This is a genomic window from Rhodoferax sp. OV413, assembly GCF_900104385.1.
GTDB lineage: Bacteria > Pseudomonadota > Gammaproteobacteria > Burkholderiales > Burkholderiaceae_C > Rhodoferax_B.
This window is the reverse complement of record NZ_FNJA01000002.1, coordinates 524,631-550,587: the sequence shown is the minus strand read 5'-3', so window position 1 is coordinate 550,587 and position 25,957 is coordinate 524,631. Positions and strand designations below refer to the sequence as shown.

At 65.0% G+C, this 25,957-nt stretch carries 25 protein-coding genes; 10 read left to right on the top strand and 15 right to left on the bottom strand.

Going from position 1 to position 25,957, the window contains the following annotated elements; all coding sequences use genetic code 11:
• Window positions 1–81 precede the first annotated feature (81 nt).
• From BLT66_RS10055 to BLT66_RS10045, 3 genes are all read right to left on the bottom strand, one after another.
• On the bottom strand, window positions 82–1,518 hold the full coding sequence (locus BLT66_RS10055; RefSeq protein ID WP_092757542.1) for an NAD(P)(+) transhydrogenase (Re/Si-specific) subunit beta: 1,437 nt from the start codon (window positions 1,516–1,518) through the stop codon (window positions 82–84).
• Between the two features lie 88 nt (window positions 1,519–1,606).
• Complete coding sequence (locus tag BLT66_RS10050) at window positions 1,607–1,933, bottom strand: NAD(P) transhydrogenase subunit alpha part 2 (RefSeq protein ID WP_092757541.1); 327 nt, start codon at window positions 1,931–1,933, stop codon at window positions 1,607–1,609.
• A gap of 38 nt (window positions 1,934–1,971) precedes the next feature.
• Complete coding sequence (locus BLT66_RS10045) at window positions 1,972–3,114, bottom strand: Re/Si-specific NAD(P)(+) transhydrogenase subunit alpha (RefSeq protein WP_092757540.1); 1,143 nt, start codon at window positions 3,112–3,114, stop codon at window positions 1,972–1,974.
• A gap of 231 nt (window positions 3,115–3,345) precedes the next feature.
• Between BLT66_RS10045 and BLT66_RS10040 the strand changes: the two genes are divergently transcribed.
• On the top strand, window positions 3,346–3,819 hold the full coding sequence (locus BLT66_RS10040; protein WP_092757539.1) for an NUDIX hydrolase: 474 nt from the start codon (window positions 3,346–3,348) through the stop codon (window positions 3,817–3,819).
• On the opposite strand, the gene BLT66_RS10035 is transcribed toward BLT66_RS10040, so the two are convergent.
• From BLT66_RS10035 to BLT66_RS10000, 8 genes are all read right to left on the bottom strand, one after another.
• Entirely contained in the window at window positions 3,816–4,799 is a 984-nt protein-coding gene (locus BLT66_RS10035) for a 2-dehydropantoate 2-reductase (protein ID WP_092757538.1), read from the bottom strand. The genes BLT66_RS10040 and BLT66_RS10035 overlap by 4 nt on opposite strands.
• Window positions 4,800–4,879: 80 nt before the next feature.
• Entirely contained in the window at window positions 4,880–5,824 is a 945-nt protein-coding gene (locus BLT66_RS10030) for a fumarylacetoacetate hydrolase family protein (protein WP_092757537.1), read from the bottom strand.
• Window positions 5,821–6,696: a DODA-type extradiol aromatic ring-opening family dioxygenase gene (locus BLT66_RS10025; RefSeq protein WP_092757536.1), complete on the bottom strand. Its 876-nt coding sequence runs from the start codon at window positions 6,694–6,696 to the stop codon at window positions 5,821–5,823. Before BLT66_RS10025 ends, BLT66_RS10030 begins: the two co-directional genes overlap by 4 nt.
• A 71-nt stretch (window positions 6,697–6,767) precedes the next feature.
• Complete coding sequence (locus BLT66_RS10020) at window positions 6,768–8,243, bottom strand: aldehyde dehydrogenase family protein (RefSeq protein WP_092757535.1); 1,476 nt, start codon at window positions 8,241–8,243, stop codon at window positions 6,768–6,770.
• A gap of 57 nt (window positions 8,244–8,300) precedes the next feature.
• Window positions 8,301–9,716 (bottom strand): FAD-binding oxidoreductase, encoded by a 1,416-nt coding sequence (locus tag BLT66_RS10015; RefSeq protein ID WP_092757534.1) that lies wholly within the window; start codon window positions 9,714–9,716, stop codon window positions 8,301–8,303.
• A gap of 1 nt (window position 9,717) precedes the next feature.
• A complete protein-coding gene (hpaI, locus tag BLT66_RS10010) occupies window positions 9,718–10,518 on the bottom strand; it encodes a 4-hydroxy-2-oxoheptanedioate aldolase (protein ID WP_092757533.1) in 801 nt (266 codons plus the stop codon).
• 11 nt (window positions 10,519–10,529) lie between these two features.
• Entirely contained in the window at window positions 10,530–11,333 is an 804-nt protein-coding gene (gene hpaH, locus BLT66_RS10005) for a 2-oxo-hept-4-ene-1,7-dioate hydratase (protein ID WP_092757532.1), read from the bottom strand.
• 31 nt (window positions 11,334–11,364) lie between these two features.
• Complete coding sequence (locus tag BLT66_RS10000) at window positions 11,365–12,366, bottom strand: Bug family tripartite tricarboxylate transporter substrate binding protein (protein ID WP_092757531.1); 1,002 nt, start codon at window positions 12,364–12,366, stop codon at window positions 11,365–11,367.
• Between the two features lie 135 nt (window positions 12,367–12,501).
• On the opposite strand from BLT66_RS10000, the gene BLT66_RS09995 reads away from it, so the two are divergent.
• Together BLT66_RS09995 and mnmA are read left to right on the top strand one after the other, a co-directional pair.
• On the top strand, window positions 12,502–13,422 hold the full coding sequence (locus BLT66_RS09995; RefSeq protein ID WP_092757530.1) for a LysR family transcriptional regulator: 921 nt from the start codon (window positions 12,502–12,504) through the stop codon (window positions 13,420–13,422).
• Window positions 13,423–13,551: 129 nt separating this feature from the next.
• Complete coding sequence (mnmA, locus tag BLT66_RS09990; protein ID WP_092757529.1) at window positions 13,552–14,673, top strand: tRNA 2-thiouridine(34) synthase MnmA; 1,122 nt, start codon at window positions 13,552–13,554, stop codon at window positions 14,671–14,673.
• A gap of 97 nt (window positions 14,674–14,770) precedes the next feature.
• Here mnmA and BLT66_RS09985 read toward each other — a convergent pair whose 3' ends face one another.
• Window positions 14,771–16,321 (bottom strand): methyl-accepting chemotaxis protein, encoded by a 1,551-nt coding sequence (locus BLT66_RS09985; RefSeq protein ID WP_092757528.1) that lies wholly within the window; start codon window positions 16,319–16,321, stop codon window positions 14,771–14,773.
• 145 nt (window positions 16,322–16,466) lie between these two features.
• The gene (locus BLT66_RS09980) at window positions 16,467–17,702 is read right to left on the bottom strand and encodes a zinc-binding metallopeptidase family protein (protein ID WP_092757527.1); all 1,236 of its coding nucleotides are present in this window, start codon (window positions 17,700–17,702) and stop codon (window positions 16,467–16,469) included.
• Window positions 17,703–17,924: 222 nt separating this feature from the next.
• Between BLT66_RS09980 and BLT66_RS09975 the strand changes: the two genes are divergently transcribed.
• From BLT66_RS09975 to BLT66_RS09945, 7 genes are all read left to right on the top strand, one after another.
• Entirely contained in the window at window positions 17,925–19,280 is a 1,356-nt protein-coding gene (locus BLT66_RS09975) for an NAD(P)-dependent oxidoreductase (protein ID WP_255406861.1), read from the top strand.
• Window positions 19,273–20,580, top strand: coding sequence for an NAD-dependent dihydropyrimidine dehydrogenase subunit PreA (gene preA / locus BLT66_RS09970; RefSeq protein ID WP_092757525.1), 1,308 nt, complete (start codon window positions 19,273–19,275; stop codon window positions 20,578–20,580). Before BLT66_RS09975 ends, preA begins: the two co-directional genes overlap by 8 nt.
• Window positions 20,581–20,652: 72 nt before the next feature.
• Window positions 20,653–22,095 (top strand): dihydropyrimidinase, encoded by a 1,443-nt coding sequence (gene hydA, locus BLT66_RS09965; protein WP_092757524.1) that lies wholly within the window; start codon window positions 20,653–20,655, stop codon window positions 22,093–22,095.
• A gap of 13 nt (window positions 22,096–22,108) precedes the next feature.
• Window positions 22,109–23,377, top strand: coding sequence for a Zn-dependent hydrolase (locus BLT66_RS09960; protein ID WP_092757523.1), 1,269 nt, complete (start codon window positions 22,109–22,111; stop codon window positions 23,375–23,377).
• Between the two features lie 183 nt (window positions 23,378–23,560).
• Entirely contained in the window at window positions 23,561–23,947 is a 387-nt protein-coding gene (locus tag BLT66_RS26430) for a hypothetical protein (RefSeq protein WP_143029185.1), read from the top strand.
• Between the two features lie 75 nt (window positions 23,948–24,022).
• Window positions 24,023–24,262, top strand: a complete 240-nt coding sequence (locus BLT66_RS09950) for a ribbon-helix-helix domain-containing protein (RefSeq protein ID WP_092757521.1) — start codon at window positions 24,023–24,025, stop codon at window positions 24,260–24,262.
• Window positions 24,259–24,591 carry a type II toxin-antitoxin system RelE/ParE family toxin gene (locus tag BLT66_RS09945; protein WP_092757520.1) on the top strand — a complete coding sequence of 111 codons (333 nt, stop codon included), beginning with the start codon at window positions 24,259–24,261 and terminating at the stop codon, window positions 24,589–24,591. Before BLT66_RS09950 ends, BLT66_RS09945 begins: the two co-directional genes overlap by 4 nt.
• 85 nt (window positions 24,592–24,676) lie before the next feature.
• On the opposite strand, the gene add is transcribed toward BLT66_RS09945, so the two are convergent.
• Together add and BLT66_RS09935 are read right to left on the bottom strand one after the other, a co-directional pair.
• Window positions 24,677–25,690 (bottom strand): adenosine deaminase, encoded by a 1,014-nt coding sequence (gene add, locus BLT66_RS09940; RefSeq protein WP_176955027.1) that lies wholly within the window; start codon window positions 25,688–25,690, stop codon window positions 24,677–24,679.
• Window positions 25,687–25,902, bottom strand: coding sequence for a DUF4287 domain-containing protein (locus BLT66_RS09935; protein ID WP_092757518.1), 216 nt, complete (start codon window positions 25,900–25,902; stop codon window positions 25,687–25,689). Before BLT66_RS09935 ends, add begins: the two co-directional genes overlap by 4 nt.
• Window positions 25,903–25,957 lie beyond the last annotated feature (55 nt).

Genomic DNA, 25,957 nt, shown 5'->3' with positions numbered 1-25,957 from the left:
GGCTTTGCCGGGCCACTGGCATCGCCCCCTGCAAGGGGGTTGGCGAAAACACGCAGTGTGCAGCCTGGGGGTGAGCGTTAGCTATTCAATGGCCTTGCCCATATCTTCGACGACCTTCTTGGCGTCGCCAAACACCATCATGGTCTTGTCCATGTAGAACAGCTCATTGTCCAGCCCCGCATAGCCGGCGGCCATGGAACGCTTGTTGACGATGATGGTCTTGGCCTTGTAGGCCTCCAGGATGGGCATGCCGTAGATCGGGCTGCCCTTGGTGTGCGCGGCGGGGTTCACCACGTCATTCGCACCCAGGATGATGGCCACGTCGACCTGGCCGAACTCGCCGTTGATGTCTTCCATCTCATGCACCTGGTCGTAGGGCACCTCGGCCTCGGCCAGCAGCACGTTCATGTGGCCCGGCATGCGCCCGGCCACCGGGTGGATCGCGTACTTGACGATGATGCCCTTGTCGGTGAGCTTTTGCGCCAGCTCCTTGACCGCATGCTGGGCGCGGGCCACGGCCAGGCCGTAGCCGGGCACGATGACCACGGTCTCGGCATTACCGAGCACAAAGGCCGCATCGTCGGCGCTGCCGCTCTTGACCGCGCGCTGCACGGCGGAACCCGCCGCTGCCGCGGTGGCATCACCGCCAAAGCCGCCACCAATCACGTTGAAGAACGAACGGTTCATGGCCTTGCACATGATGTAGCTCAGGATCGCACCCGACGAGCCCACCAAGCTACCGGCAATGATCAGCATGCTGTTGTTCAGGCTGAAGCCGATGCCGGCCGCGGCCCAGCCGGAGTAGCTGTTCAGCATCGACACCACCACCGGCATGTCGGCGCCGCCGATCGGAATGATCAGCAGCACGCCCAGGGCAAAGCCCAGGGCGATCACCAGGCACATGTCCAGCCAGCTTTGTGAATGCCAAAAACCGAAGATGAAGAACACCGCCGCCAGGCCCAGCACCAGGTTCAGCTTGTGCTGGCCAGGAAAACTCACCGGCGTGCCCTGGAACAGGCGGAACTTGTACTTGCCGCTGAGCTTGCCAAACGCAATCACCGAGCCACTGAAGGTCACTGCGCCGATGAAGGCCCCCAGTGCCAGCTCAATCCGGTTGCCACCGGGAATCTCCATGCCCTTGGCCGCAATCGCAAACGCCCAGGGTTCGGCCACTGCCGCCACGGCGATGAACACTGCCGCCAGGCCGATCATGCTGTGCATGAAGGCCACCAGCTCGGGCATCTTGGTCATCTCGACCCGCTTGGCCATCAGCGTGCCCACCGAGCCGCCGACCAGCAATGCGCCCAGCACCCAGGCCATGCCCTGCATGCCATTCTGTCCCATCTGGCCGGCCAGCTTGAAGATCAGCGCGATGGTGGTGATCACCGCCACGCCCATGCCCAGCATGCCGAAGAAGTTACCGCGGATCGAGGTGGTGGGGTGCGACAAGCCCTTGAGCGCCTGGATGAAGCAGACGCTGGCAAACAAATACAGCAGCGTGACGAGGTTCATGCTCATGATGACAGGCCCCCCACGTTCGTCACTGGCGTGTACTCACTGCCCCCCAAGGGGGCGTTCGCTTGCTTGAAGCGGTTCTGCGCGGCGCTCATTTGGCAGCTCCTTGCCCTGCCGCAGGTGCCTTCTTCTCTTTCTTCTTGAACATCTCCAGCATGCGCCGGGTCACCATGAAGCCGCCAAACACGTTGACGGCGGCCAGCGCCACAGCCAGCACACCCATGGTTTTGCCCAGCGTGGTTTCGGTCAGCGCCGCGGCCAGCATGGCGCCGATGATGACGATGGCCGAGATGGCATTGGTTACCGCCATCAGCGGTGTGTGCAGCGCGGGAGTGACGGTCCAGACCACGTGGTAGCCCACGTAGATGGCCAGCACGAAGATGATCAGGTTGGTGATCGTCGGGGAAAGAATGTCCATGGCTTGCTCCTTCTTCTTGTCTTTGTTGCTTGTCTTTGTTATTTGCGGGTCACCGCGCCAGCCTGGGTGACTAGGCAAGCGGCGACGATGTCGTCGGCCATGTCGACGTTCAGCGTGCCTTCCTTGGTCAGCACCAGCTTGAGGAAGTCCAGCAGGTTGCGGGCGTACAGGGCAGACGCATCGGCGGCTACCAGGGCTGGCAGGTTGGTTTCGCCGATCAGGGTCACGCCGTGTTTCACCACGGTCTTGTCGGCTTCGGACAGCGGGCAGTTGCCGCCGGCCGAGCCATGCGGGCCCATCGGGCCTTTGCCGGCGGCGATGTCGACGATGACCGAACCGGGCTTCATGCTTTTGACCATCTCTTCGGTGATCAGCGTGGGCGCGGCGCGGCCGGGGATCAGGGCGGTGGAGATCACCACGTCGGCCAGGGCGACGCGCTTGGCGACTTCGATCTGCTGGCGCGCCAGCCAGCTGGGGGGCATGGGCTTGGCGTAGCCGCCGACGCCGACGGCGGCTTCTTGCTCTTCCGGTGTGTCGTAGGAGACTTCGATGAACTTGCCGCCCAGGGATTCGACCTGTTCCTTGACGCTGGGGCGCACGTCGCTGGCTTCGATCACCGCACCCAGGCGCTTGGCGGTGGCGATGGCCTGCAGGCCGGCGACACCGACGCCCAGGATCACCACGCGGGCGGCTTTGACGGTGCCGGCGGCGGTCATCAGCATGGGGAAGAAGCGCTGGTATTTGTCGGCGGCCATCATGACGGCCTTGTAGCCGGCGATGTTGGCCTGGCTGGACAGTACGTCCATGCTTTGGGCGCGGCTGCTGCGGGGTGCGGCTTCCAGCGCGAAGCTGGTCAGGCCGGCGGCGGCCAGGCGCTCCAGGCCGGGTGCGTCAAATGGGTTGAGCATGCCGACCAGGGTGGTGCCGGGGCGCATCAGTGCGGCTTCGGCGTCCGAGGGGCTGCGCACCTTGAGTACCAGATCGCAGCCAAAGGCGCCGGCGGCATCCACGATCTCGGCCCCGGCGGCTGCATAGGCGGCATCGGTCACGCTGGCGGCAACGCCGGCACCGGACTGCACGCGTACCGTATGGCCAAGCGCTGTGAGCTTCTTGGCGGTTTCGGGGGTCAGGGCAACTCGGGTTTCTCCGGTCGCCGTCTCTTGCGGCACGCCTATCTGCATTCACGTCTCCTCGGGTCTTGAATTTCGGAACGGCTGGCCGCAGCTGGCAAATGGGGAGCTGGACCCCCTATTTGCTTGCCGCAGACAGCCGTGTTCGGTAAAGAAAATCGCAACGGTGTGCAGTTTTCTCGAAAAATGGCCTGCTTCTTATCCGAGCAAGCTTAACTGACTTTGGCAGCCCGCCCGACCGGCGGCCAAACATGCGTGACAGGCTCTCCGCATAATGGGCGCATGAAACCCCGATGGAAACCCAGCGTCACGGTGGCCGCCGTGGTCGAGCACGAAGGCCGCTTTCTGCTGGTCGAAGAACACACGCCCGAGGGCCTGAAGCTGAACAACCCGGCCGGCCATCTGGAGTCCGGCGAATCCCTGGCCGAGGCCTGCGCGCGCGAAGCGCTGGAAGAAACCGCTTACCTGTTCAGTCCCAGCGCGCTGGTCGGCGTGTACCAGGCCCGGCTGCACAACGCCAGCACGCAAGAAACCACCACCTATTTGCGCTTTGCCTTTTGCGGCACGCTGGGCGCGTTCCAGCCGCAGCGCAAGCTGGACCGCGGCATTGTGCGCACGCTATGGATGGCGCCTGACGAGATCCGCGCCAGCACCGCGCGGCACCGCAGCCCGCTGCTGCTGCGCTGTGTCGAAGACTACCTGGCCGGTCGGCGTTACCCACTGGATCTGGTGTACACCGCGCCCGACATGGGCTAAGCCGCCGGATACAGGCCCTGCACCCGTGCGTGCAAACGCGCCAGGCCTAGCAAGGCATCCAGAAACGGCGTGTCCACGCCGGTCAGACGGCCCAGCTCCTGTACCGCGCTGACCAGCGCATCCAACTCCACCGACTTGCGGGCCTCCACGTCCTGCAGCATCGAGGTCTTGAAAGCCCCGAGCTTGCGGGTGATGGCATGCCGGTCTTCGGGCTGCTGGTCTATCGGGATGCCGATGCGCGCGCCGATTTCCTTGGCCTCCAGCATCACCCGACTGGTGAAGCCGCAGACCAGCGGGTCGGCCATGATCAGGTCGGTGGTGGCGCCGGTGATCGCGCTCACCGGGTTGACCGTCATATTGCCCCAAAGCTTGAACCAGACGTCTTTCTGAATGCAGTCGGACACCGGCGCATCAAAGCCAGCGCGCGACAGCAGCTCGGCCAGCTGCTGCACCCGCGCACTGCGCCCGCCCGCCGGTTCGCCCAGGATCAGCTTGTTGCCGAAATGGTGCTGCACCAGGCCCAGCGCGGACACCGAGGTGCCCGCATGCACCACGCAACCTATGAGCTGTTCTGCCGGTAGGGCCGCGGCAATCGCGCCCGTGGGGTCCACCGCGCGCAGCGGCGTACCCTGGTAGGCGCCGCCAAAGCCCTGGAAGAACCACCAGGGCACGCCGTTCATCGCCGTCAGCACCAGGGTCTGCGGCCCCAGCAGCGGCGCAATGCCGCGCGCCACCTCGGCCAGAGCAGGGGCTTTGACCGCCAGCACCACCAGGTCTTGCACGCCGAGCGCGGCCGGGTTGTCAGACGCCTGCACCGGCACCCGCAGCAGCTGGCCTTCTTGCTGCAATTGCAGACCTTGCGATTGCAGTGCCGCCAACGTGGCCCCGCGCGCCACCACGCTCACCGGCTCGCCGATGACCGCCAGCCGTGCACCGATCCAGCCGCCAATGGCGCCCGCGCCATAGATACAAATCTTCATCAAAAGGCCTTTCCGCGCAGATACTACCTGCGCTACCAGCTATATTTTCAGGAGCAAATTAGCTATCCAGTCTAGCCGCCTCAGAGCTTGCCGGCGGCGCGGTAGTTGGCCTTGAAGCGCTCCGGCACGCGCTCGTCAAAGCCGAAGGCGACGCGCCGCACCTCAGGACTGTCGGTGGGCTGGTGGCCCACGCCCAGGGCCGAGGCACGCGGCGCGGGAATGGCCACCACCGTGCCGGCCAGCCGGCCCAGGCCGGTGATTTCGCACTCCACCAGGTCGCCTGGATCGACCGAGCGCGAATGGCAGGGCGTGCCCATCAAGATCACATCGCCGGGCAGCAAAGTGATATGCCGGGCGATATCGGCGATCACGTAGTGCGGGCCCCAAATCGTCTCGTCGCCGATATGCGCCTCCTGCACCACCTGGCCGTTGCGGTAGGTGCGCAAGGTCTGGGCAAACAGGTCCACGCCTTTGACGATGCCGGGGCCGATGGGCAGCAAGGTGTCGGCGCCCTTGACGCGCAGCATGCTGCCCTGGTCGGTGTCGCGGTAGTTCTGCAGGCCCATGTCCAGCGCCGGACAAAAGCCTTCGATGTAGTCCCAGGCCTCGTCGGGCAGCACGTTGCGACAGGTCTTGCCTATCACCACGGCGTACTCGCCTTCGTAGTTCAGGTACAGGCTGTCGGCCGGCTTCAAGATTTCGCAGTTATGGCCATTGATCGATGTCGGCGGCTTGGTGAAGTAAGTCGGCGTCTCGGTCGGTTTGGGCTGCTTGCGCGTCTCGAAGCTGCGCGAGCTGTACGAGATGTGCACGGCGATGATCTTGCTCGGTGCCACCGGCGGCAAATGCTGCACGGTGGCAGGGTCGACCACGCGGTTGTCGTCCAGGCGCAGCAGGCCTTGTTCGGAGCCGTCTTCGATGATGGTGCCCCAGGTGGCGCTTCCGCCTACCAGCACGCGGCGCCGCTCGACGCGCGGGCCGCGCATGACGGCGGGGAGTTCTTGCAAGGGGAATTCGAAGTTCATGTTGTCTCCTGGTCAAACCAGATGTGGATATTGCCGGTGCCGCGTGCGTTCTCATACGCCGACAGCGGCTCACCCTTGGCGCGGCAGGCGGCTCCGCCCATGGCGCCCAGCATCTGCAGGTAATGCGCGCCGAAGGCCTCCCAGGGCTTCTTGCGGTAGTCGTCGTCCCAGCGTTCCAGCACTGCGTCGTGCCGGCCCTGCTGCATCAGCGCGATGGCGGCCTTGTCGCTGGCGATGTTCTCGGGCCGCGAGACATTGCTCTCGTGGAAGATGCGCGGGTGGTTCGGCTTCCAGTCGATGGGGTTGAACTTGTGGCTCAGCGCGCCAGAGGCCAGCAGCAGCACCTTCAGGTCGCTGCGGCTCACGGCCTCGCCAATCGCCTCGCCGGACTTCAGGAAGTGCTTCCAGTCGCAGTTCTGGCAGGAGCTGACCGTGACCACCGGGGTATCGCTCAGCTCCAGCCGCAAATGTTTGACCAGGTTGATGGTGGCGTACTGCTTGCCCAGATCGGGGTGGTTGATGGCACGGTTGTAGCCGCCCTGTTCGCGCGACACGGCCTCGATGGCCAGCGCCAGCCCAGGGTGGCCGCGGTAGTCGTAGGGCACGCCATGCAGATACCAGGGCATCTCGTCCGAGATGTAATTGCCCTGGTAGCGGGCCGCGCCGTCCACCAGGTGGTAGCCGGTGGTGAACCAGTGGCTGTCAAAGACCAGCACCACATCCGGCTGGGCCGCCGCGATCTTCGCGCGCAGCCGGGCATAGCCGGGGATGAGGTCCGAGTCCGAACCTGCCCCCTGCAGCACGCGAAACTCTTCGCACTGCATCAGGCCGGGGTGGTGTGAAACCAGGGCTGCGCCCACGATGTGTCCCATGTTTACTCCATATTTGATAGCTACCGGCGCAGGTAATACCTGCGTCAACGGGTGTTTTTGTATAAAAATGCTCAGCGCTGGCTGAAGCTCGCGCGGAAGGGCTTCTTGGGAACGACGACATCCTTGATGTCGCAGAAGAACTCAAAACTCCAGTTGCCGCCCTCGCGCCCGATGCCGCTGCGCTTGATGCCGCCAAACGGCGCGGCCAGGTCGCGGATGCCGAAGCTGTTGACCCAGATGAAGCCGGTACGCACCTGCTGGGCAATCTGCGTGGCGTGTTCGACCGCGCCGTAGCAGACGCCGCCCAGGCCGTAGTCGGTGCCGTTGGCCAGGGCGATCAGCTCCGCATCGCTGTCGAAGGTTTGCAGGGTCAGCACAGGGCCGAAGACTTCGTTCTGCACGATCTCGCTGTCTTGCCGCACATTCGCCAGCATGGTCGGCTGGTAGTACTGGGCGCCGAAGGGATGCGGCGCGCCGCCCCACAGCAGCTCGGCGCCGTCGGCCAGCGCGCGCTGCACAAAGCCCTGCACACGCTCCACCTGGCGCGGGTGGATGATGGGGCCGACCTCGGTGGCCGCATCGCGCGGGTCGCCTACGTTCAGCTTGTCCACATAGCTGCGCATAGCGGCCACAAAGGCGTCGCGGATCTGGCTGTGCACCAGGAAACGCGTGCCCGCCAAACACACCTGGCCGGCGTTGCGGTACATCAGCGCGCCAGTGGCGGCGGCGTTGTCGATGTCTGCATCCTCCAGCACGATGAAGGGCGACTTGCCGCCCAGCTCCAGGCTGCAGGGCACGAGGTTCGCACCTGCCGCCTGGGCGATCCACTTGGCAGTCGGCACCGAGCCGGTAAACGACACGCGGGCCAGGCGCGGGTCGGACACCAGCTTGGCCCCGGTGCTGGCGCCGCTGCCCTGCACGATGTTGAACACGCCCGGCGGCAAGCCGGCGGCGTGGGCGCAGTCGGCCAGCAGGCTGCTGGTCAGCGGCGCCCATTCCGGCGGCTTGACGATCACCGTGTTGCCGGCCGCCAGCGCCGGGCCGAGCTTCCAGGTGGCCAGCATCAGCGGTGCGTTCCACGGCGTGATGATGACGACCACGCCGGCCGGGTCGTGGCGCACGATGTGCTGCGCCTGCTCGGTGTCGATGGGCTGGTCTTGCAAGGTCAGCGCGTGCTCGGCAAACCAGCGGATGTTGAGCATGGCGCGCGGCACCACACCGTGCGCCATGCGCGACAGCAGCACGCCGGCGTCGGTGGATTCGAGCTGGCAGAAGGCCTCGGCACGCTGGCCGATCTCGGCGGCAAAGCGGTCCAGGTAGGGCTTGCGCTCGGCAGCGCTCAGCGCGCTCCAGGCCGGGAAGGCTGCGGTGGCGGCGGCGATGGCGGCGTCCACATGCGCCGCCGTGCCTTCGCTGATGCGGCCCAGCAGGCTCTGGTCGATGGGGCTGTGCAGATCGAACAACAGCTCAGAGGCCACGCGCTGGCCGTTGATGTAGTGGTGCGGCGAGACACTGTGGCCCGCGACGCTGAGGGTTTCGGTAGACATGATTGCTCCTAAATTAATAGCTGCTTGCGCAGGTGGTATATGCGGCAAAGGCCAATTTCATTCAAATCTCAGCAGCTTGCCGGGGTTCATCAGCCCCAGCGGGTCCAGCGCCTGTTTGATGCGCCGCATCAGTTGCAGCTCCAGCGGCGCCTTGTAGCGGGCCGACTCGTCGCGACGCAGCACGCCCAGGCCGTGTTCGGCCGAGATCGAGCCCTGGTGGGCGTGCACCGCGTCGTGCACCAGCTGGTTCAGCGGGCCTTCAAACTCCAGAAATTTGGCTACTTGTTCCGGTCCACTGCCTGGCCGCGGAGAGGCGTTGTAGTGCAGATTGCCGTCGCCCAGGTGGCCAAACGTGACCTGGCGCAGCTGCGGAAACTGCGCGGCGATCAGCGCATCGGTGCTGGCGATAAAGGCCGGTATCTGCGAGATCGGCAGCGCGATGTCGTGCTTGATGGTCTTGCCCTCGGCACCTTGCGCTTCGGAGATGTTCTCGCGCAGCGCCCACAGCGCCTCGGCCTGGGCCAGGTTGGTGGCGAGGGCGGCATCTGTGACCCATTCCCTCTCCATCGCAGCTTCGAGCAGACCTTCCATCGCCTCCGCTGCCTGCGCCTCGTCGGTGGCGGCCGACAGCTCCAGCAGCACGTACCAGGGCGAGACTTCGGCCAGCGGGCGGCGCGTGCCGGGGATGTGCTGCAGCACCAGTTCCACGCAGGTGTCGCTGAGGATTTCAAACGCCGTCAGCCCCGCGCCCAGCCGCGCCTGCGCCAAGCTCAGCAAGTCCAGCGCTTGCTGCGGGCTCGGCACAGCCACCAGCGCCACCGCCTGCGCGGCGGGCAAGGGGAACAGCTTGAGCACGGCGGCGGTGATGATGCCCAGCGTGCCTTCGGAGCCGATGTACAGGTCACGCAGGTCGTAGCCGGTGTTGTCCTTGCGCAGGGTACGCAGGCCGTTCCACAGTTCGCCCTCGGCCGTCACCACTTCCAGCCCCAGGCACAGCTCGCGCGCATTGCCGTAGCGCAAGACTTGCACACCGCCGGCGTTGCTGGCCAGGTTGCCGCCGATGGTGCACGTGCCCTCGGCCGCCAGGCTCAGCGGGAACAGCCGGCCGGCGGCTTTGGCGGCCTCTTGCACTTGCAGCAGCGTGACACCTGCCTCGACCAGCATCGTGTTGTTCAACGGGTCGATGGCGCGAATCTGGTTCAGGCGGGTCAGCGACAGAACGACGGGCAGAGGGTCGGATGCAGCCTCCGGCACCGATCCGCCGGACAGCCCGGTATTGCCACCTTGCGGCACCACCGGCACCCGCTGGGCATGGCACCAGGCGATGACTTTCGCCACCTCTTCGGCGCTGTCGGGCTGGGCCACGGCCAGGGCCTGGCCGGTCCATTTGCCCCGGTAGTCGGTCAGGAACGGGACAGCGTCGGCACCGGTGAGCAGCCGGCCGCTGAAGGCGGAGCGCAAGGATTCCAGCATCTCAGTAGGCTCCACTCGCCGCGGCCATGGGTGCCGCCTGTTTGAACTGCGCCGCCAGCGCGGCAGTCGCCCGCACCAGCAAAGAGGTGTCCACCCCCACGGCCACAAAGCGCGCGCCCAGCGCCAGGTAGTGCCGGGCCAGGGTTGCGTCGGCGCACAAGATGCCGGGCGCCTTGCCTGCTTGCAGGATGCGGCCTATCGCGTGGTCAATGGCGGCACGCACTTCGGGGTGCGCGGGCTGGCCCAGGTAGCCCATGGAGGCCGACAAATCCGCCGGGCCGATGAACACGCCGTCCACCCCGTCCACCGCCGCAATCGCGTCAATCTGCTGCAGCGCGGCCAGCGACTCGACTTGCACCAGCAGGCACAGGCGCTCGTTGGCTTCATGCAGATAGTTCGGGTAACGCGACCAGCGCGCCGAGCGGGCGATGGCGCTGCCCACGCCGCGCACGCCCTGCGGCGGGTAGCGCATTGCCTGCACCAGTGCAGTGGCCTGTTCGGCCGACTCGACCATGGGCACCAACACGGTGGTGGCGCCGATGTCCAGCACCTGTTTGATCAACGCCGCGTCACCGTGCGGCACCCGCACCACCGGGTGCGTGGGGTACGGGGCCACGCTTTGCAGCGCACCCAACAGGCTGCGCAGGTCGTTAGGCGCGTGCTCGCCGTCGAGCAGCAGCCAGTCGAAGCCACTGCCCGCGCAGAGTTCGGCGGCGTAGGGGTCGGCCAGGGCCTGCCATAGGCCGATTTGCACCTCGCCGCGGGCCAGGGCTTGCTTGAATAAATTGTCAGGAGTCTGCATGCTGCGCGGCCTCACATGAAGCGAAACGAGATGGCACCCAGCGGGCCGTAATCGGCATGGAAGGTGTCGCCCGCCGCCCCGGCCACCGGGCGGGTGAAAGAGCCGCCCAGCACCACCTCGCCGGCCACCAGGCCTTCGCCATACGGTGCCAGCTTGTTGGCCAGCCAGGCGACGCCATTCGCCGGGTGGTTCAGCACTGCGGCGGCCAGGCCGCTTTCTTCGATCACGCCGTTCTTGTAGAGCAGCGCGCCGCACCAGCGCAGGTCCACCGCTTCGGGCTTGACCGGGCGCCCGCCCATCACGATGCCGGCATTGGCGGCGTTGTCGGCAATGGTGTCCAGCACCTTGCGCGGGGCCTTGGTCACGCGGTCGAGCTGTTCGATGCGGGCGTCGATGATCTCCAGCGCCGGCACCACGTAGTCGGTGGCGGCCAGCACGTCAAAAATCGTCACGTTCGGTCCGTGCAGGGGCTTGCCGAGGATGAAGGCCAGCTCCACCTCGACGCGCGGCAGGATGAAGCGCTGCACCGGAATGTCGGCGCCCTCGGGGAACAGCATATCGTCCGTCATGGCACCGTAGTCGGGCTCTGTGATCTGCGACGAAATCTGCATGGCGCGCGAGGTCAGGCCGATCTTGTGGCCCAGGATGTTGCGGCCCTCGTCCCGCTTGATCTGCACCCAGGCCCGCTGGATGGCGTAGCTGTCGGCCATCTCCATCGCCGGGTAGCGCTTGGAGAAATGTTCGACCTGCACGCGGGTCTTTTCTGCCTGGTGCAGTTCGCGCGCCAGGGCCTGGTGGATATCGGGGGTCAGCATGTGGGGTCCTTTGCTTCTTGGGGACGTGGGCCTAGGATTCGGCGGTGAAGCCGATCGCCTTCACGATGGGAGCCCACTTCTCGCTGTCGGCCTTGAGCAGGGCGGCCAGCTCCGTCGGGGTGGACGAGCGGGCCTCCAAGCCCATGGCGGCCAGGCCGTCGATCACCTCTTTGTTGCCCAAGGCGCTGCGCAGGGCAGTATTGGCTCGGGCCACCACGTCCGCAGCCGCTTTGCCCGGCAGGTAAAAACCAAACCATTCGCCAAACACCAGGTCTTTCAACCCCTGCTCCACCAGGGTGCTGGTGCCCGGCACGAACTTGTTGCGCGCCGCCCCGGAGGTGGCCAGCAGGCGGGCCTTGCCACCGCTCAAATGCGGCAGGAACTCGCCCACCGGCGCCGACACGGCGGCGATCTGCCCGCCCAGCATGTCCAAGATGGCGGGCTGCGAACCGCGAAACCCCACATGCCGCAAATCCACCTTGCCGGCCCGGCCGATCAGCTCGCCCACAAAATGCGGCACGGAGCCCGGCGCCGGCGAGCCGAAATTAGCGCTTTCGGGGTGGGCTTTGCACCAGTCCAGAAATTCGGGAACGCTCTTGACCGAAGCCGGCACCTGGGGGCCCACGGCGAAGCCCATGTCGAACACCACACCCAGCGATACCGGCGTCAGATCGGCCACCGGGTCGTAGGGCAGCTTCTTGTAGGTGTGCGGGTAGATGCCCAGCATCGACATGGGTGTCGCCAGCAAGGTGGCGCCATCTGGCGCCGAGGCTTTCAGCGCCGAGATGGCGATCTGCCCGCCCGCGCCGGTGCGGGTATCCACCACCGCCGCCTTGGCGTAGCCGCCTGTCAACTGGGTGGCGACCCGGCGCGCCAGCGTGTCCACCGTACCGCCAGGCGCGAAGCCCGACAGGATTTTCAGGGTTTCGATGGATTGCGCCCGGCTGGCCGAGGGCAGGCCACCGGCAGCGGTGGCCAAAGCGATATGCAGCAGTTGGCGGCGGGATATGGAGGATATGGGGGATATGGGCATGGGGATGTCTCCTGTCTGGTTGTTATGCAAGGGTCGAACGCGGGCGTTTCAGCTGTTCCAGTCCACGCAGTTTGCAAGCGCGCTCGCCGCACAACAATCGATATATATTGCGGTATTACTTAGGTTGTCTTCACAATGCCACTGCCCCGCTACACCCTGCGCCAGCTTGATGCCTTCGTCACCGTGGCCGAGGTGCTGAGCTTTACCGCGGCCGCCGACCGGCTGGCGCTGACCCCGTCGGCGGTGAGCCAGCTGGTGGTCGAGCTGGAGTCCAGCCTGGACTTCAAGCTGTTCGAGCGCAGCACGCGCAAAGTGGCCTTGTCGGCGGCGGGCAAGGAGTTTTACGGCTCGGCCCAGACCGTGCTCAAGCACCTGCGCCTGGCCGAAATGGCGGCCACCGACCTGCGCAACCGCGCCGCCGGCTTGGTGCGCATCGCCGCGCCGATGGTGATTGCCAGCGCCATCCTGCCGCCCCTCATCCGGGCCTACACGCAGGAGCGCCCCAAACTCGTCGTGCGCATCCGCGACGCGGCGGTCGAACAACTGACCGACATGGTGGACAGCGGCGAGGTCGACCTGGCCCTCGGCCCCGACCGCCAAGGCAGCGCCAACGTGCGGCGGATTGCGCTGTTCAGCAGCCCCTGGGTGCTGTGGTGCGCCAAAGACCACCCGCTGGCGGCCAAGCAGGTGTTGCAGTGGAGCGACCTGCGTTCGCACGCGCTGGTGACGGCCGGGCGCGACCACGAGCTGAGCGTGGCGCAGATGGGCGCTGCCCTGCCCGAGGACGAACGCATCAGCCCGAGCGAGGTGGTGGACCACATCTCCACCGCCTTCGGCATGGCCGCCGCCGGCCTGGCGGTCACCACCTCGCCCGCCTACGTGGCCCCCTGGGCCAAGCGCCAGGGCCTGGTGATGCGCCGCATCGTCGACCCGGAGGCCATGCGCCAGGTCTGCCTTTACCGGTCGGCGCACCGCGTGGCGTCGCCAGCGACCGAGGGCTTTGCGGAGTACCTGGTGGAGCGGCTGCAAAAGCCCCCCAGGCCACCCGCTTTATGAACAAAATCGGCCCCTGGCGCAATCCCCATCTGCGGTACATGCTATGGTTTTGCGTCAATGGCCTTACATGGCTTACCGCCTCTGCCGCACAGCCACCGGCCAGCCGCCCCAGGTTTTTACAATCGGGGCATGGGTACACACAGCAAACAACGGGTGGTGGTCGGATTGAGCGGCGGCGTGGATTCGGCCGTTAGCGCCTATCTGCTCAAGCAGCAGGGCTACGAGGTCATCGGCATCTTCATGAAAAACTGGGAAGACGATGACGACAGCGAATACTGCTCGTCGAACATCGACTTTGTGGACGCGGCCGCCGTGGCCGATGTGATCGGCATCGAGATCGAGCACGTCAACTTCGCCGCCGAATACAAAGACCGGGTGTTTGCCGAGTTCCTGCGCGAATACCAGGCCGGCCGCACGCCGAACCCCGACATCTTGTGCAACGCCGAGATCAAGTTCAAGGCCTTTCTGGACCACGCCATCCGCCTGGGCGCCGAAAAAATCGCCACCGGCCACTATGCCCGAGTCCGCGAGGTGGACGGCCAGTTCCAACTGCTGAAAGGCCTGGACCCGGGCAAGGACCAAAGCTACTTCCTGCACCGCCTCAACCAGGCGCAGCTGAGCAAAACCCTGTTCCCGGTGGGCGAGCTGCACAAGACCGAGGTGCGCCGCATCGCCGCCGAGATGGCGTTGCCGAACGCCGCCAAGAAGGATTCGACCGGCATCTGCTTCATCGGCGAGCGGCCGTTCCGCGACTTTCTGAACCGCTACATCGCCAAGGAGCCGGGCCCGATCAAGGACGAAAAAGGCCGTGTCCTGGGCAAGCATGTGGGCCTGAGCTTCTACACCCTGGGCCAGCGCCAGGGCCTGGGCATAGGCGGCATCAAGGAAAAAGGCGCACAGCGGGGCGGCGGCGAACACGCGCCCTGGTTTGTGGCCCGCAAGGACATGGAACGCAACACCCTGTGGGTGGTGCAAGGCCACGACCACCCCTGGCTGCAGTCACACACCCTGGCGGCCGACGACGCCAGCTGGGTTGCCGGCCACGCGCCCGCCCCCGGCGCCTACGCCGCCAAGAGCCGGTATCGGCAAGCCGATGCGGCCTGCACCCTGGCCGCCGACGGCCCGCAGCACTTCAGCCTGCAGTTCCCCGACGCGCAATGGGCCGTCACCCCCGGCCAATCGGCCGTGGTGTACAACGGCTATGTGTGTTTGGGCGGCGGGGTAATTACTGCTGACCTCGCAGGCATTTAAGAAAAATCTGGCCCAGTCGCATATGCGGCTTGCGGCGACAGCTATTTTTTAAATAGCACGCCACCGAATTGGCTCTGCCAGGCTGAGGTGCGCCTAATCACTGCAACTTGAACTGCGACACCACCTGCACCAGGTCAGACGCCTGGTTCTGTAGGCTGCTGGCGGCGGCGGCCATTTGCTCTACCAGGGCGGCGTTTTGCTGGGTGGCCTGGTCCATCTGGGTGACGGCTTCGCCGACCTGGGACACGCCGGTGCTTTGCTCGGTGCTGGCGGCGCTGATCTCGCCCATGATGTCGGTGACGCGGCGGATGGAGTTGACCACCTCGGTCATGGTGGCGCCGGCCTGGTCGACCTGGGCCGTGCCTTGGGCCACGCGTTCCACACTGGTGCTGATCAGGGTCTTGATTTCCTTGGCGGCTTCGGCCGAACGGCCGGCCAGGCTGCGCACCTCGCTGGCCACCACCGCAAAGCCCCGGCCCTGCTCGCCGGCGCGGGCGGCCTCGACGGCTGCGTTCAGCGCCAGGATGTTGGTCTGAAAGGCGATGCCGTCGATCACGCCGATGATGTCGGCGATCTTTTGCGAGCTGTCGTTGATGCCCTTCATGGTCTCTACCACCTGGCCCACCACAGCGCCGCCCTGGGCGGCCACGGTGGATGCGCTCATGGCGAGTTGATTGGCCTGGCGCGCGTTGTCGGCGTTCTGCCGCACGGTGCTGCTCAGCTCCTGCATGGAGGCGGCGGTTTCCTGCAGCGCGGCGGCCTGGTTCTCGGTGCGCGAGCTGAGGTCGTGGTTGCCTTCGGCGATTTCGGCGCTGGCGGTGGACACGCTCTCCGAGCCTTGGCGCACGCTGCTCACCACCCGCACCAGGTTGGCCTGCATGTCTTGCAGGCTGGTCAGCAGCTGGCCGACTTCGTCGGTGCTATTGGCTTGGATGCGGCCGGTTAGGTCGCCCGCTGCCACCTGGCGGGCCGCGGCGTTGGCTTCGGCCAGCGGCCGGGTGATGGAGCCGGCCAGCCACCAGGCGCAGACCACGCCAAACAGCAGGCTGACGGTGCCCACGGCTATCAGCAGATTGCGGCCCTGGGTGGTGTTCTCGGCGATGCTCTGGGCTTGCTGGTCGATGTCTTTGCGCTGGGCGCTCATCATGGCGTCTAGCGCATCCAGGTAGGCCTTGCCGGCAGGAACGAATTTTTGCTCCAACATCTGGTTGGCTTCTTCGGACTTGTCTTCGTTCTTCAAGGCCGACACCGCGTCGCGGGCTGTGACATAGCTTTTGCGCGCCTCGCCGACGGCGGCAAACAAGGCCTTTTCTTCGTCGGTTTTCATCAGCGTCTCAAGGGTCTTCTGGGCCTTGCTGGAGCGCTCGCTGGAGGTGGCGGCGTCTTGCGCGAAATAGGTGGCCAGCGAGGGGTCGCTGCTTTTGGCGATGGCGGTGGTGCGGCGCACGCTGGTGTGGATGTCGCGGTACCAGTCGCTGACCAGGCGCTCGGTCTGGATCGGGTTGCCCAGGATGTATTCGGTCGCGTGGGCCGAGGTGTTGAGCTTGGTGATGCCGACCAGCATGGACACCAAGGACAGCAGCAAAATCAGTGCAAAACCCAGCCCAAGGCGCTTGGTGATGGAGAGGTTGGATCGGTAAGCGGACATGGCGACTTGTCTCCTAGGGTGAGATGGCTTGGATCAACACGCTGGCATCACAGGCAGCGCCCTGCGGCACTGCATCCAGCCCATGTATTAAATCGGCATCCCGCGCATATTTCTACAGCGCCGTCAGCTATTTTTTCAATAGCACCTAGGGTTGACCCTGAGCTTGACCCAGGGCTTGAACTTGGCCCTGGGCCTGGTCCACGTTCTCCGCGGCCTGGGTTTGCCGCGCCTGTACCACCACGCAGTGGATGAACTGCAGCTTGGCGACCACCGGCGGGGTCAGCACAAACGGGTAGAAGTCGTGCTCGCCCATGCTGCGCGACATCTCGTTGAGCACGCCGGTCAGCTCGACCCAGGCGTTGGCGATGTGCAAGAAGCTTTCGGCGCCCGGGTCGTCGGGCCGCCACAGGGCGTCGCGGGTGAAGGGGGCGTGGGGCAGCTCCACGTCTTTCGCATCCAGGCCGAAGCGCATGGCGGTGCCCAGAGTATCGACCATATGCAGGTAATGGGCCCAGGTTTCGGCCCAGTCTTCCCAGGGGTGCGAGGCGGCATAGGTGCTGACGAAGCGCTGCGCCCAGTCGGGCGGCGGGCCCTGGGTGTAGTTGCGGTTCAGGGCCTCGGCGTAGTCGGCGCGCTCGTCGCCAAACAGCGCGCGGTAGTCGTCCAGCCAGAGCGTGTCGCGCACCAGCCGGTCCCAGTAGTAGTGGCCGATTTCGTGGCGCAAATGCCCGAGCAGGGTGCGGTAGGGCTCGCCCATGGCGTTGCGCACCTGTTCGCGCCGGGCGTCGTCGGCCTCTTCGATGTTCAGGGTGATGATGCCTTCGTCGTGGCCGGTCAGCACCGGCTTGTCGGGGTGCGGCTGCAAAAAGTCGAAGGCCACGCCCTGCGCGGCGTCGGCGGTCATCTTGGACACCACCGGCAAGCCCATGGACAGCAGCTGTGCCACCAGATGGCGCTTGGCAATCTCCAGCGCGCGCCAGGCGGCCAGGTTCTGCGGCTGCGACAGGTCGGGCACCGTGCGGTTCAGGCTGCAGGCCAGGCACACCGAACCCGGCGCCGCATCGCCCGGCACCAGCCAGTTGCAACCCACGGCATCCAGATTGGCGCAGCGCTGGTAATGCCCGCCCTGTGTGTCGTGCCACAGCGCCCATTGGCCGGGCTGGTCTTGCACCGGCACCAGGGACTGCAGCCGCGCGCTGTCCACCTCGTAGCCCAGGGGCGCGCCGCAGGCCAGGCAGACGCTATTGCGGAAGAAGATCGGCCGGCCGCATTGGCACAGATAAGCGCGCGACGCGCGGATCGCCCCATCGGCATCGGGCAAGGGGGTCCAAAAGCTGTCGTAGCTGTGGAACGGACGGAAAACGGGGGAGGTAAAAGCCATAGCTCCAGTCTATGCGCAGCCGGGTGACGGCAATGTGTCCCATCACACATAGCGCCATCCAGCCCCGGTAGATTCCCTATGCAGGTGGCACGGGTTTTGCAATATCGTCGGCACTTCTTGACCATTTGGTCAGGATTTGGACGCCCCCAGCCAATTCCGGGTGTTGCGTGCTGCAAATTGGTGCAGCCTGCGACGCCTGTAGACCCAGCCACAGGAGTTACCGTGCCAGAGACTTCCTCCACCGCCGCGCCGGACATCCGCGCCGGCCGCCTCAGCGCCGCGCAGTACGCGCAGCACTTTGCCGACGCCACGCCGCCGCTGAACGCCTCCCAGGCCATGCTCGAATCCGAGCGCTGCCTGTACTGCTTCGACGCGCCCTGCCAAACCGCCTGCCCCACCGACATCGACGTACCCAGCTTTATCAAAAGCATCTCCGATGGCAACCTGCGCGGCGCGGCACGCACCATCCTGGAAGCCAATCCGCTGGGCGGCATGTGCGCCCGGGTCTGCCCCACCGAGGTGCTGTGCGAACAGTCCTGCGTGCGCAACACCCAGACCGACACGCCCATCCAGATCGGCCGGCTGCAGCGCCATGCCGTCGATGCGCTGATGGCCAGCGCCCAGCCGCAGCTGTTCACCCGCGCCGCCCCCACCGGCAAGCGCATCGCCGTGGTCGGCTCCGGCCCGGCCGGCCTGGCCTGCGCGCACCGCCTGGCGCGTCTGGGCAACGAGGTGGTTATTTTTGATGCCAAGCCCAAGGCCGGCGGCCTGAACGAATACGGCCTGGCCAGCTACAAGACCACCGACGACTTCGCGCAGAAGGAAGTGCAGTGGCTGCTGGACATTGGCGGCATCAGCATCCAGAACGGCTGGCGCTTTGACGGCGCGGCCTCGCTGGACAAGCTGCAGACCGAATACGACGCCGTGTTCCTGGGCCTGGGCCTGTCCAAGGTGCAAGCCCTGGGCGTGCCCGGCGAAGCGCTGGCAAATGTGCGCAACGCGGTGGATTTCATCGCCGAGCTGCGCCAGATCGAACACGTGAACCAGCTGCCCGTCGGCCGCCGCGTGGTGGTGATCGGCGGCGGCATGACCGCAGTGGACGCCGCCGTGCAGGCCAAGCTGCTGGGCGCCGAAGAGGTGCACATGGTGTACCGCCGCGGTGTCGAAACCATGGGCGCATCCGCCGCTGAGCAAGAGTGGGCGCAAACCAACGGCGTGGTGCTGCACCACTGGCTGACCCCGGTCGAAGTTCTGGGCAGCAGCCACGCCAGCGGCGTGCGCTTTGCCGAGCAGGCGCTGGTGGACGGCAAGCTGCAAGCCACTGGCAAAGAGTTGGTGCTTGGCGCCGACATGGTGTTCAAAGCCATCGGCCAGAAGCTGGACGACAGCCCGCTGCAAGCCACCGGCCTGGCCCTGCAGGGCGGCCGCATCGTGACCGCGGAAGACGGCAAGACCAATCTGAACGGCGTATGGGCCGGTGGCGACTGCCGCGCCGGCGGCCGCGACCTGACCGTAGAAGCTGTAGAGCACGGCAAACGCGCCGCTGAAAGCATGCACAAGGAATTGAACCATGGCTGATCTGTCCACCATCTTCGCCGGCGTGAAGACGCCCAACCCCTTCTGGCTGGCCTCCGCGCCCCCCACCGACAAGGCCTACAACGTGAACCGCGCTTTCGAAGCTGGCTGGGGCGGCGTGGTCTGGAAGACGCTGGGTGAAGCCGGCCCGCCGGTGGTCAACGTCAACGGTCCGCGCTACGGCGCGCTGCTGTCGAATGACCGGCGCATGCTGGGCTTCAACAACATCGAACTCATCACCGACCGCGACCTGGAGCTGAACCTGCGCGAGATCACCGAGGTGAAGCGCCTGTGGCCTGACCGCGCGATGATCGTCTCGCTGATGGTGCCCTGCGTCGAATCGTCGTGGAAGGCCATCCTGCCGCGCGTCGAAGACACCGGTGCCGATGCCATCGAGCTGAACTTCGGCTGCCCGCACGGTATGAGCGAGCGCGGCATGGGTGCGGCCGTGGGCCAGGTGCCCGAGTACATCGAAATGGTCACCCGCTGGTGCAAGCAGTACAGCAAACTGCCGGTGATCGTGAAGCTGACGCCCAACATCACCGATGTGCGCCTGCCGGCCCGCGCCGCCCAGCGCGGCGGTGCCGACGCGGTGTCGCTGATCAACACCATCAACTCCATCATGGGCGTAGACCCGGACAGCCTGATGATGTCGCCGACCACCGGCGGCCTGGGCTCGCACGGCGGCTACTGCGGCCCGGCGGTGAAGCCGATTGCGCTGAACATGGTGGCCGAGATCGGCCGCGACGCCGAAACCCGTGGCCTGCCGATCAGCGGCATCGGCGGCGTGGGCAACTGGCGCGACGCGCTGGACTTCATCGCGCTGGGCGCCGGCACGGTGCAGGTGTGCACCGCCGCGATGGTGTTCGGCTTCAAGATCGTGCAGGAGATGGCCTCCGGCCTGTCGGACTACATGGACAGCAAGGGCTTCAAGAGCCTGGACGACTTCCGCGGCGCGGCCCTGCCCACGGTGAAGGAATGGAAAAACCTGAACCTGAACCACGTCAGCAAGGCCGTGATCAACCAGGACTCGTGCATCTCCTGCGGCCGTTGCCACATCGCCTGCGAAGACACCTCGCACCAGGCCATCACCAAAATGAAAGACGGCGTGCGCCACTTCGAGGTGATGGAAGACGAATGCGTGGGCTGCAACCTGTGCGTCACCGTCTGCCCCGTGCCCAACACCATCAGCCTGCGCGATCTGCAGCCCGGCGAAAAAGACTTGCGCACCGGCCTCATCGTGAGCGATAAACATGCGGATTGGACGACGCACGCCAATAACCCCATGCGCACCGCCGCCTAACGGACTTAGGCATTAAACATGCTTGCAGCGCAGAAAATACCTGCGCTAGCAGCTACTAATTTAGGAGCAACCATGTCCAGTGTTTTGATCCGAGGCGGCACCGTGGTGAACGCCGACCGCGCGTTCCGCGCCGATGTTTTGTGTATCGACGGCAAGATCGCCGAAGTCGGCGAGAACCTGGTGGCGCCCGCAGGTGCCCAGGTGGTGGACGCTGGCGGCCAGTACGTGATGCCCGGCGGCATCGACCCGCACACGCATATGCAGCTGCCGTTCATGGGCACGGTGACCATGGACGACTTCTACAGCGGCACAGCGGCCGGCCTGGCCGGTGGCACCACCAGCATCATCGACTTCGTGATTCCCAGCCCGAAGCAGCCACTGATGGACGCCTACCGCACCTGGCGCGAGTGGGCTGAAAAATCCGCCGCCGACTACAGCTTCCACGTCGCCGTGACCTGGTGGGACGAAACCGTGCACCGCGACATGGGCACCCTGGTGCAGGACGAAGGCGTAAACAGCTTCAAGCACTTCATGGCCTATAAAAACGCCATCATGTGCGACGATGAAACCTTGGTGAACAGCTTCAAGCGCTCGTTGGAACTCGGCGCCATGCCCACGGTGCACGCCGAGAACGGCGAGCTGGTCTACCTGCTGCAAGCCGACATGAAAGCCAAGGGCATCCTTGGCCCCGAAGGCCACCCGCTGTCGCGCCCGCCCGCGGTGGAAGCCGAGGCCGCCCAGCGCGCCATCGCCATCGCCAATGTGCTGAACGTGCCGATCTACGTGGTGCATGTGTCGTGTGCCGAATCGGCCGAGGCGATTGCCCGCGCCCGCGCCGCCGGCCAGCGCGTGTTTGGCGAGGTGCTGGCAGGACATCTGACGGTGGACGACAGCGTCTACCGCAACCCCGATTTCGCCTACGCCGCCGGCCACGTGATGAGCCCGCCGTTCCGCAACAAGACGAACCAAGACGCGCTGTGGCACGGCCTGCAGGCCGGCCACCTGCACACCACGGCGACCGACCACTGCACCTTCTGCGCCGCGCAAAAAGCCGCTGGCAAAGACGACTTCAGCAAGATCCCCAACGGCTGCGGCGGCGTCGAAGAACGCCTGGCTGTGATCTGGGACGAAGGCGTGAACAGCGGCCGGCTCACGCCCAGCGAATTCGTCGCTATCACCTCGGCGAATGCCGCCAAGCTGTTCAACATCTACCCGCGCAAAGGCTGTGTGGTGGCCGGCGCCGATGCCGACCTGGTGGTGTGGGACCCGGCGGGCACCAAGACCTTGTCCGTCAAGACGCAGAAGTCGCTGGGCGACTTCAACATCTTCGAGGGCCGCACGGTCACCGGCGTGCCCAGCCACACGCTGAGCCAGGGCAAGCTGGTCTACGCGAATGGCGATCTGCGCGCCGAGCGCGGCGTCGGCAAGTACGTCAAGCGCCCACCGTTCGGCCCGCAGTTCGATGCGCTGGCCAAGAAGACCGCGCTGCATGCGCCCCACCCCGTCAGCCGTTAATCTGGAGTTCCACATGGACAGCGCACTCGCCCCTCTTTCCGAAAAAATCCAGGCCCTGCGCATCAACGGCCCGCGCCTGTGGGACTCGCTGATGGAGCTGGCCCAGATCGGCGCCACCCCAAAGGGCGGCGTGTGTCGCCTGACACTTACCGACTTGGACAAACAGGGCCGGGACCTGGTCACCCGCTGGGCCACAGAGGCCGGCATGACCGTCACCATCGACAAGATAGGCAACGGCTTCATGCGCCGCCCGGGCCGTAACAACAGCCTGCCGCCCATCATGACCGGCAGCCACATCGACACCCAGCCGACGGGCGGCAAGTTCGACGGCAACTACGGCGTGCTGGCCGGCATCGAAGTGGTGCGCACACTGAACGACCACGGCATCGAAACCGAGGCGCCGATCGAAGTCGCGTTCTGGACCAATGAAGAAGGCTCACGCTTTGTGCCGGTGATGATGGGTTCGGGCGTGTTCGCCAAGGCATTCACGCTGGAGCACGCATACGCGGCCACCGATACCGAAGGCAAGAGCGTCAAAGGCGAGCTGGAACGCATAGGCTACGTCGGCGAGCAGGAGCCCGGCGACCACCCGATTGGCGCCTACTTCGAGACCCACATCGAGCAAGGCCCGGTGCTGGAAGACAACGACATCACCATCGGCGTGGTGCAGGGTGTGCTGGGCATCCGCTGGTTCGACTGCACCGTCACCGGCATGGAAGCCCACGCCGGCCCCACGCCCATGGCGCTGCGCAAAGACGCGATGCTGGCCGCCACCCACATCATGCAAGACGTGGTCGCCGCCGCCCACCGCCACCCGCCGCATGGCCGCGGCACGGTCGGCATGGTGCAGGTGTTTCCGAACAGCCGTAACGTCATCCCTGGCCGCGTGAAGTTCAGCATCGACTTGCGCAACAGCACCGACGCGCTGGTGGACCAGATGGTGGAAGAAGTCAAAGCCCTGGCCGTCACCGTAGCCAAAGAACACGGCGTGGATGTGAAGATCGAAATGGTGTCCAGCTACAACGCTATCGCCTTCCACGACAACTGCGTGGACGCCGTGGCCCGCGCCGCCAAGAGCCTGGGTTACTCGAACATGCCCGTCGTGTCAGGCGCCGGCCACGACGCCGTCTACATGGCCAAGCTGACCTCCAGCGGCATGATCTTCATCCCCTGCAAGGACGGCATCAGCCACAACGAGATCGAGGATGCAAAGCCGGAGCACATTACCGCGGGGTGCAATGTGTTGTTGCATGCGATGCTGGAGCGGGCTGGGGTGGTTTAACTTTAGATGAAATATGAAACGAAAGAAGACGATGATCCGTCTTTCTCCGAAGAGCTGTCCTCATTGCCAGAATGGGACCGATCATTCTGGCTATCACGCGCTTATATAGAGGCCAGTCGGTGCCTATGCACAAGCATGTTGTCGGGTGACTTTACATCCCAATATTCGTCCAGCAGAGTCATCTTGCATCTAACCCGTCAGGGTATTGAACTCTTTCTGAAGGCTGCTTTAGGTGCCATTGGTTCCGTACCACTGACTCACGACATTGATCGATTATTTTCTGAGTACCGCCTTGCATATCCGGCGCTTATATTCGCTTTCAAAATACCCGCGCGTTTTGGTGTCAATACAACTCTTCACCTATTCCCCGAAGATCACAAGTCATTTCACGCCACTTTGGATCAACGACATCGCTATCCAGCCGATCGAATTGGAAACAGCTTCGCCACCAGAGAAACTTTTGATCCCAAAGAGGTACTCCACGAGCTGGAAGCACTCGACAAAGAACTCAAAGTCCTTGAGTGGGCTAGGATTCGACCGCAACTGGATGGGCGACCAATAATTGGTTGACTTTGTCCTCACCGGGCTCAGTTACATTGCGTTATGAGTTTTGGCAAAATTTGCCAAAACCTCTAAAATTCGCGAATGAGCACCATGAACATTTCCCTGCCCGACGGCCTCAAGGACTTCGTTGACACGCAAGTCGGTTCGCGCGGCTTTGGCACCAGCAGCGAGTACGTACGTGAGCTGATTCGCAAAGACCAGGACCGGCAACAACTGCGCGGTCTGTTGCTGGCGGGCGCCCAGTCAGCACCCACGGCGCCTGCAGATACTGCCTACTTCGATAGCCTGCGTCAGCGCGTCACCAGCAAGAAGTCCAAGTGAAGTCCAAAGCGCTGATTCAGCGCACGCTGGCACGGGGCGACGTAGACCAAGCCATCACGCATTACCTGGATCAAGACGCCGAGGCTGCGGCGCTGGGTTTTGTGGATGCGTTGGAGAGCGCCTATGCGCACATCAGCAAACACCCCGCCACGGGTTCACCGCGCTACGCACACGAACTGGGAATTCCAGACCTGCGCTCTTGGCCTTTGAGTAAGTACCCCTATCTGGTTTTCTATGTGGAGCAGCCCGAGCACATAGACGTATGGCGTGTGTTGCACATGAAGCGTGACATTCCGGCCTGGATGATCGACGGCACAGGCGAAAAATAGAAAAATCAGCTTGCAGCGCTTATATCCATTGCGCAAACAGCTTCTTTTTTCATAGCAAACCACAAGCGATAGCCACAGACTGATCTCACCAGTTCTTCAACTTCTCCAGCAACCCAGCCTTCAAATCCGCGTCCGCAAAGCTCGCCTCAATAGAAGTCCGCGCCACAGCCCGCGTCACCTCATCCGTCCACCCAAAAGCCCGCCGACACAGCGCGTACTCCCCCACCAGATTCGTACCCAGCAGCGCCGGGTCATCGGTGTTGACCGAGACGCGAACACCCGCCTGCCGCAACCGCTCAATCGGGTGCGCGTCAATCGACGGATAAACCCCCAACACCAAGTTCGACGTAGGGCACACGCCCAGCGGGATCTGCCGATCCGCCAGCATCTGTACCAGCGCCGGGTCTTCGATGGCGCGCACGCCGTGGTCAATGCGGTCTGCGCCCAGCAGCTCCACCGCGTCCCACACGCCTTCGGGGCCGCTGGATTCGCCTGCATGCACGGTGCGGCGCAGGCCGGCACTGCAGGCTTTGCGGAAGGCTTCGGCAAACCGGGGGCCAGTGCGGCCGGCGGTGGCTTCGTTGCCGTCTACCGACAGCGCCACCACGCGCGGATGGCGCAGGGCAATTAACGTATCCACCAGCTCGATCGCGGCGTCGGCCGACTGGGTGCGCAGCAGACTGATGCACAGGCCCACGCCGGGCAGGCCGTCCTGCTCTGCCGCGGTAAAACCCGCGTGGATCGCATCGAGCATGGCCCCCAGGCGGCCGTGCCATGCATGCCAGTGGGTGGGGTTGAAGATGACGTCGGCATAACCGGTGCCGTTGGCCGCGAGGCGCTGGCTGAGGCCGTAGCTCAGCTCCACCAGGCGGTCTGGGGTACGGGCCAGGCCGCAGGCCAGGTCCAGAAAACCCAAGAAGTCCGCCAGGCCCGAGAACTTGAACAAGTCCTCTTGCGGGCGGGGCAAGGCCACGCCTTCGGTGTGGGCCCACTGCGCGATCAGCGCTGCTTCAAAGCAGCCCTCCAGGTGCAGGTGCACTTCGGCCTTGGGCAGGGCCTTCAGGCGCATCTCTTCTGCAGATGGCGAAGGCAGGCTCATGGCTTGGCCTGGGCCAGGCAATGCGCGACGACCGCATTGGCATGCCCGTGGCCCATGCCGTGCTCTGCCTTGAGCCAGTTGACGATCTCCATGTGCTTCTTGCCCTGCTGCTGGCGCACCAGGCCGAACCAATGGTCCATGGGGTGACCGTAGGTCTTCTCGATAGAGGGGAAATACGAGGCCGGGCCTTTGACTTTTTCGGGTGCTGCCATGGTGAACTCCTTGCCATAGGGGGTAGGGACTGCTGTACGGTGCCAGCAAGATGCT

Coding starts and splice junctions, on each gene's coding strand:
- BLT66_RS10055 (WP_092757542.1), bottom strand. CDS start 1,518: ATGAGCATGAACCTCGTCACGCTGCTGTATTTGTTTGCCAGCGTCTGC.
- BLT66_RS10050 (WP_092757541.1), bottom strand. CDS start 1,933: ATGGACATTCTTTCCCCGACGATCACCAACCTGATCATCTTCGTGCTG.
- BLT66_RS10045 (WP_092757540.1), bottom strand. CDS start 3,114: ATGCAGATAGGCGTGCCGCAAGAGACGGCGACCGGAGAAACCCGAGTT.
- BLT66_RS10040 (WP_092757539.1), top strand. CDS start 3,346: ATGAAACCCCGATGGAAACCCAGCGTCACGGTGGCCGCCGTGGTCGAG.
- BLT66_RS10035 (WP_092757538.1), bottom strand. CDS start 4,799: ATGAAGATTTGTATCTATGGCGCGGGCGCCATTGGCGGCTGGATCGGT.
- BLT66_RS10030 (WP_092757537.1), bottom strand. CDS start 5,824: ATGAACTTCGAATTCCCCTTGCAAGAACTCCCCGCCGTCATGCGCGGC.
- BLT66_RS10025 (WP_092757536.1), bottom strand. CDS start 6,696: ATGGGACACATCGTGGGCGCAGCCCTGGTTTCACACCACCCCGGCCTG.
- BLT66_RS10020 (WP_092757535.1), bottom strand. CDS start 8,243: ATGTCTACCGAAACCCTCAGCGTCGCGGGCCACAGTGTCTCGCCGCAC.
- BLT66_RS10015 (WP_092757534.1), bottom strand. CDS start 9,716: ATGCTGGAATCCTTGCGCTCCGCCTTCAGCGGCCGGCTGCTCACCGGT.
- hpaI (WP_092757533.1), bottom strand. CDS start 10,518: ATGCAGACTCCTGACAATTTATTCAAGCAAGCCCTGGCCCGCGGCGAG.
- hpaH (WP_092757532.1), bottom strand. CDS start 11,333: ATGCTGACCCCCGATATCCACCAGGCCCTGGCGCGCGAACTGCACCAG.
- BLT66_RS10000 (WP_092757531.1), bottom strand. CDS start 12,366: ATGCCCATATCCCCCATATCCTCCATATCCCGCCGCCAACTGCTGCAT.
- BLT66_RS09995 (WP_092757530.1), top strand. CDS start 12,502: ATGCCACTGCCCCGCTACACCCTGCGCCAGCTTGATGCCTTCGTCACC.
- mnmA (WP_092757529.1), top strand. CDS start 13,552: ATGGGTACACACAGCAAACAACGGGTGGTGGTCGGATTGAGCGGCGGC.
- BLT66_RS09985 (WP_092757528.1), bottom strand. CDS start 16,321: ATGTCCGCTTACCGATCCAACCTCTCCATCACCAAGCGCCTTGGGCTG.
- BLT66_RS09980 (WP_092757527.1), bottom strand. CDS start 17,702: ATGGCTTTTACCTCCCCCGTTTTCCGTCCGTTCCACAGCTACGACAGC.
- preA (WP_092757525.1), top strand. CDS start 19,273: ATGGCTGATCTGTCCACCATCTTCGCCGGCGTGAAGACGCCCAACCCC.
- hydA (WP_092757524.1), top strand. CDS start 20,653: ATGTCCAGTGTTTTGATCCGAGGCGGCACCGTGGTGAACGCCGACCGC.
- BLT66_RS09960 (WP_092757523.1), top strand. CDS start 22,109: ATGGACAGCGCACTCGCCCCTCTTTCCGAAAAAATCCAGGCCCTGCGC.
- BLT66_RS09950 (WP_092757521.1), top strand. CDS start 24,023: ATGAGCACCATGAACATTTCCCTGCCCGACGGCCTCAAGGACTTCGTT.
- add (WP_176955027.1), bottom strand. CDS start 25,690: ATGAGCCTGCCTTCGCCATCTGCAGAAGAGATGCGCCTGAAGGCCCTG.
- BLT66_RS09935 (WP_092757518.1), bottom strand. CDS start 25,902: ATGGCAGCACCCGAAAAAGTCAAAGGCCCGGCCTCGTATTTCCCCTCT.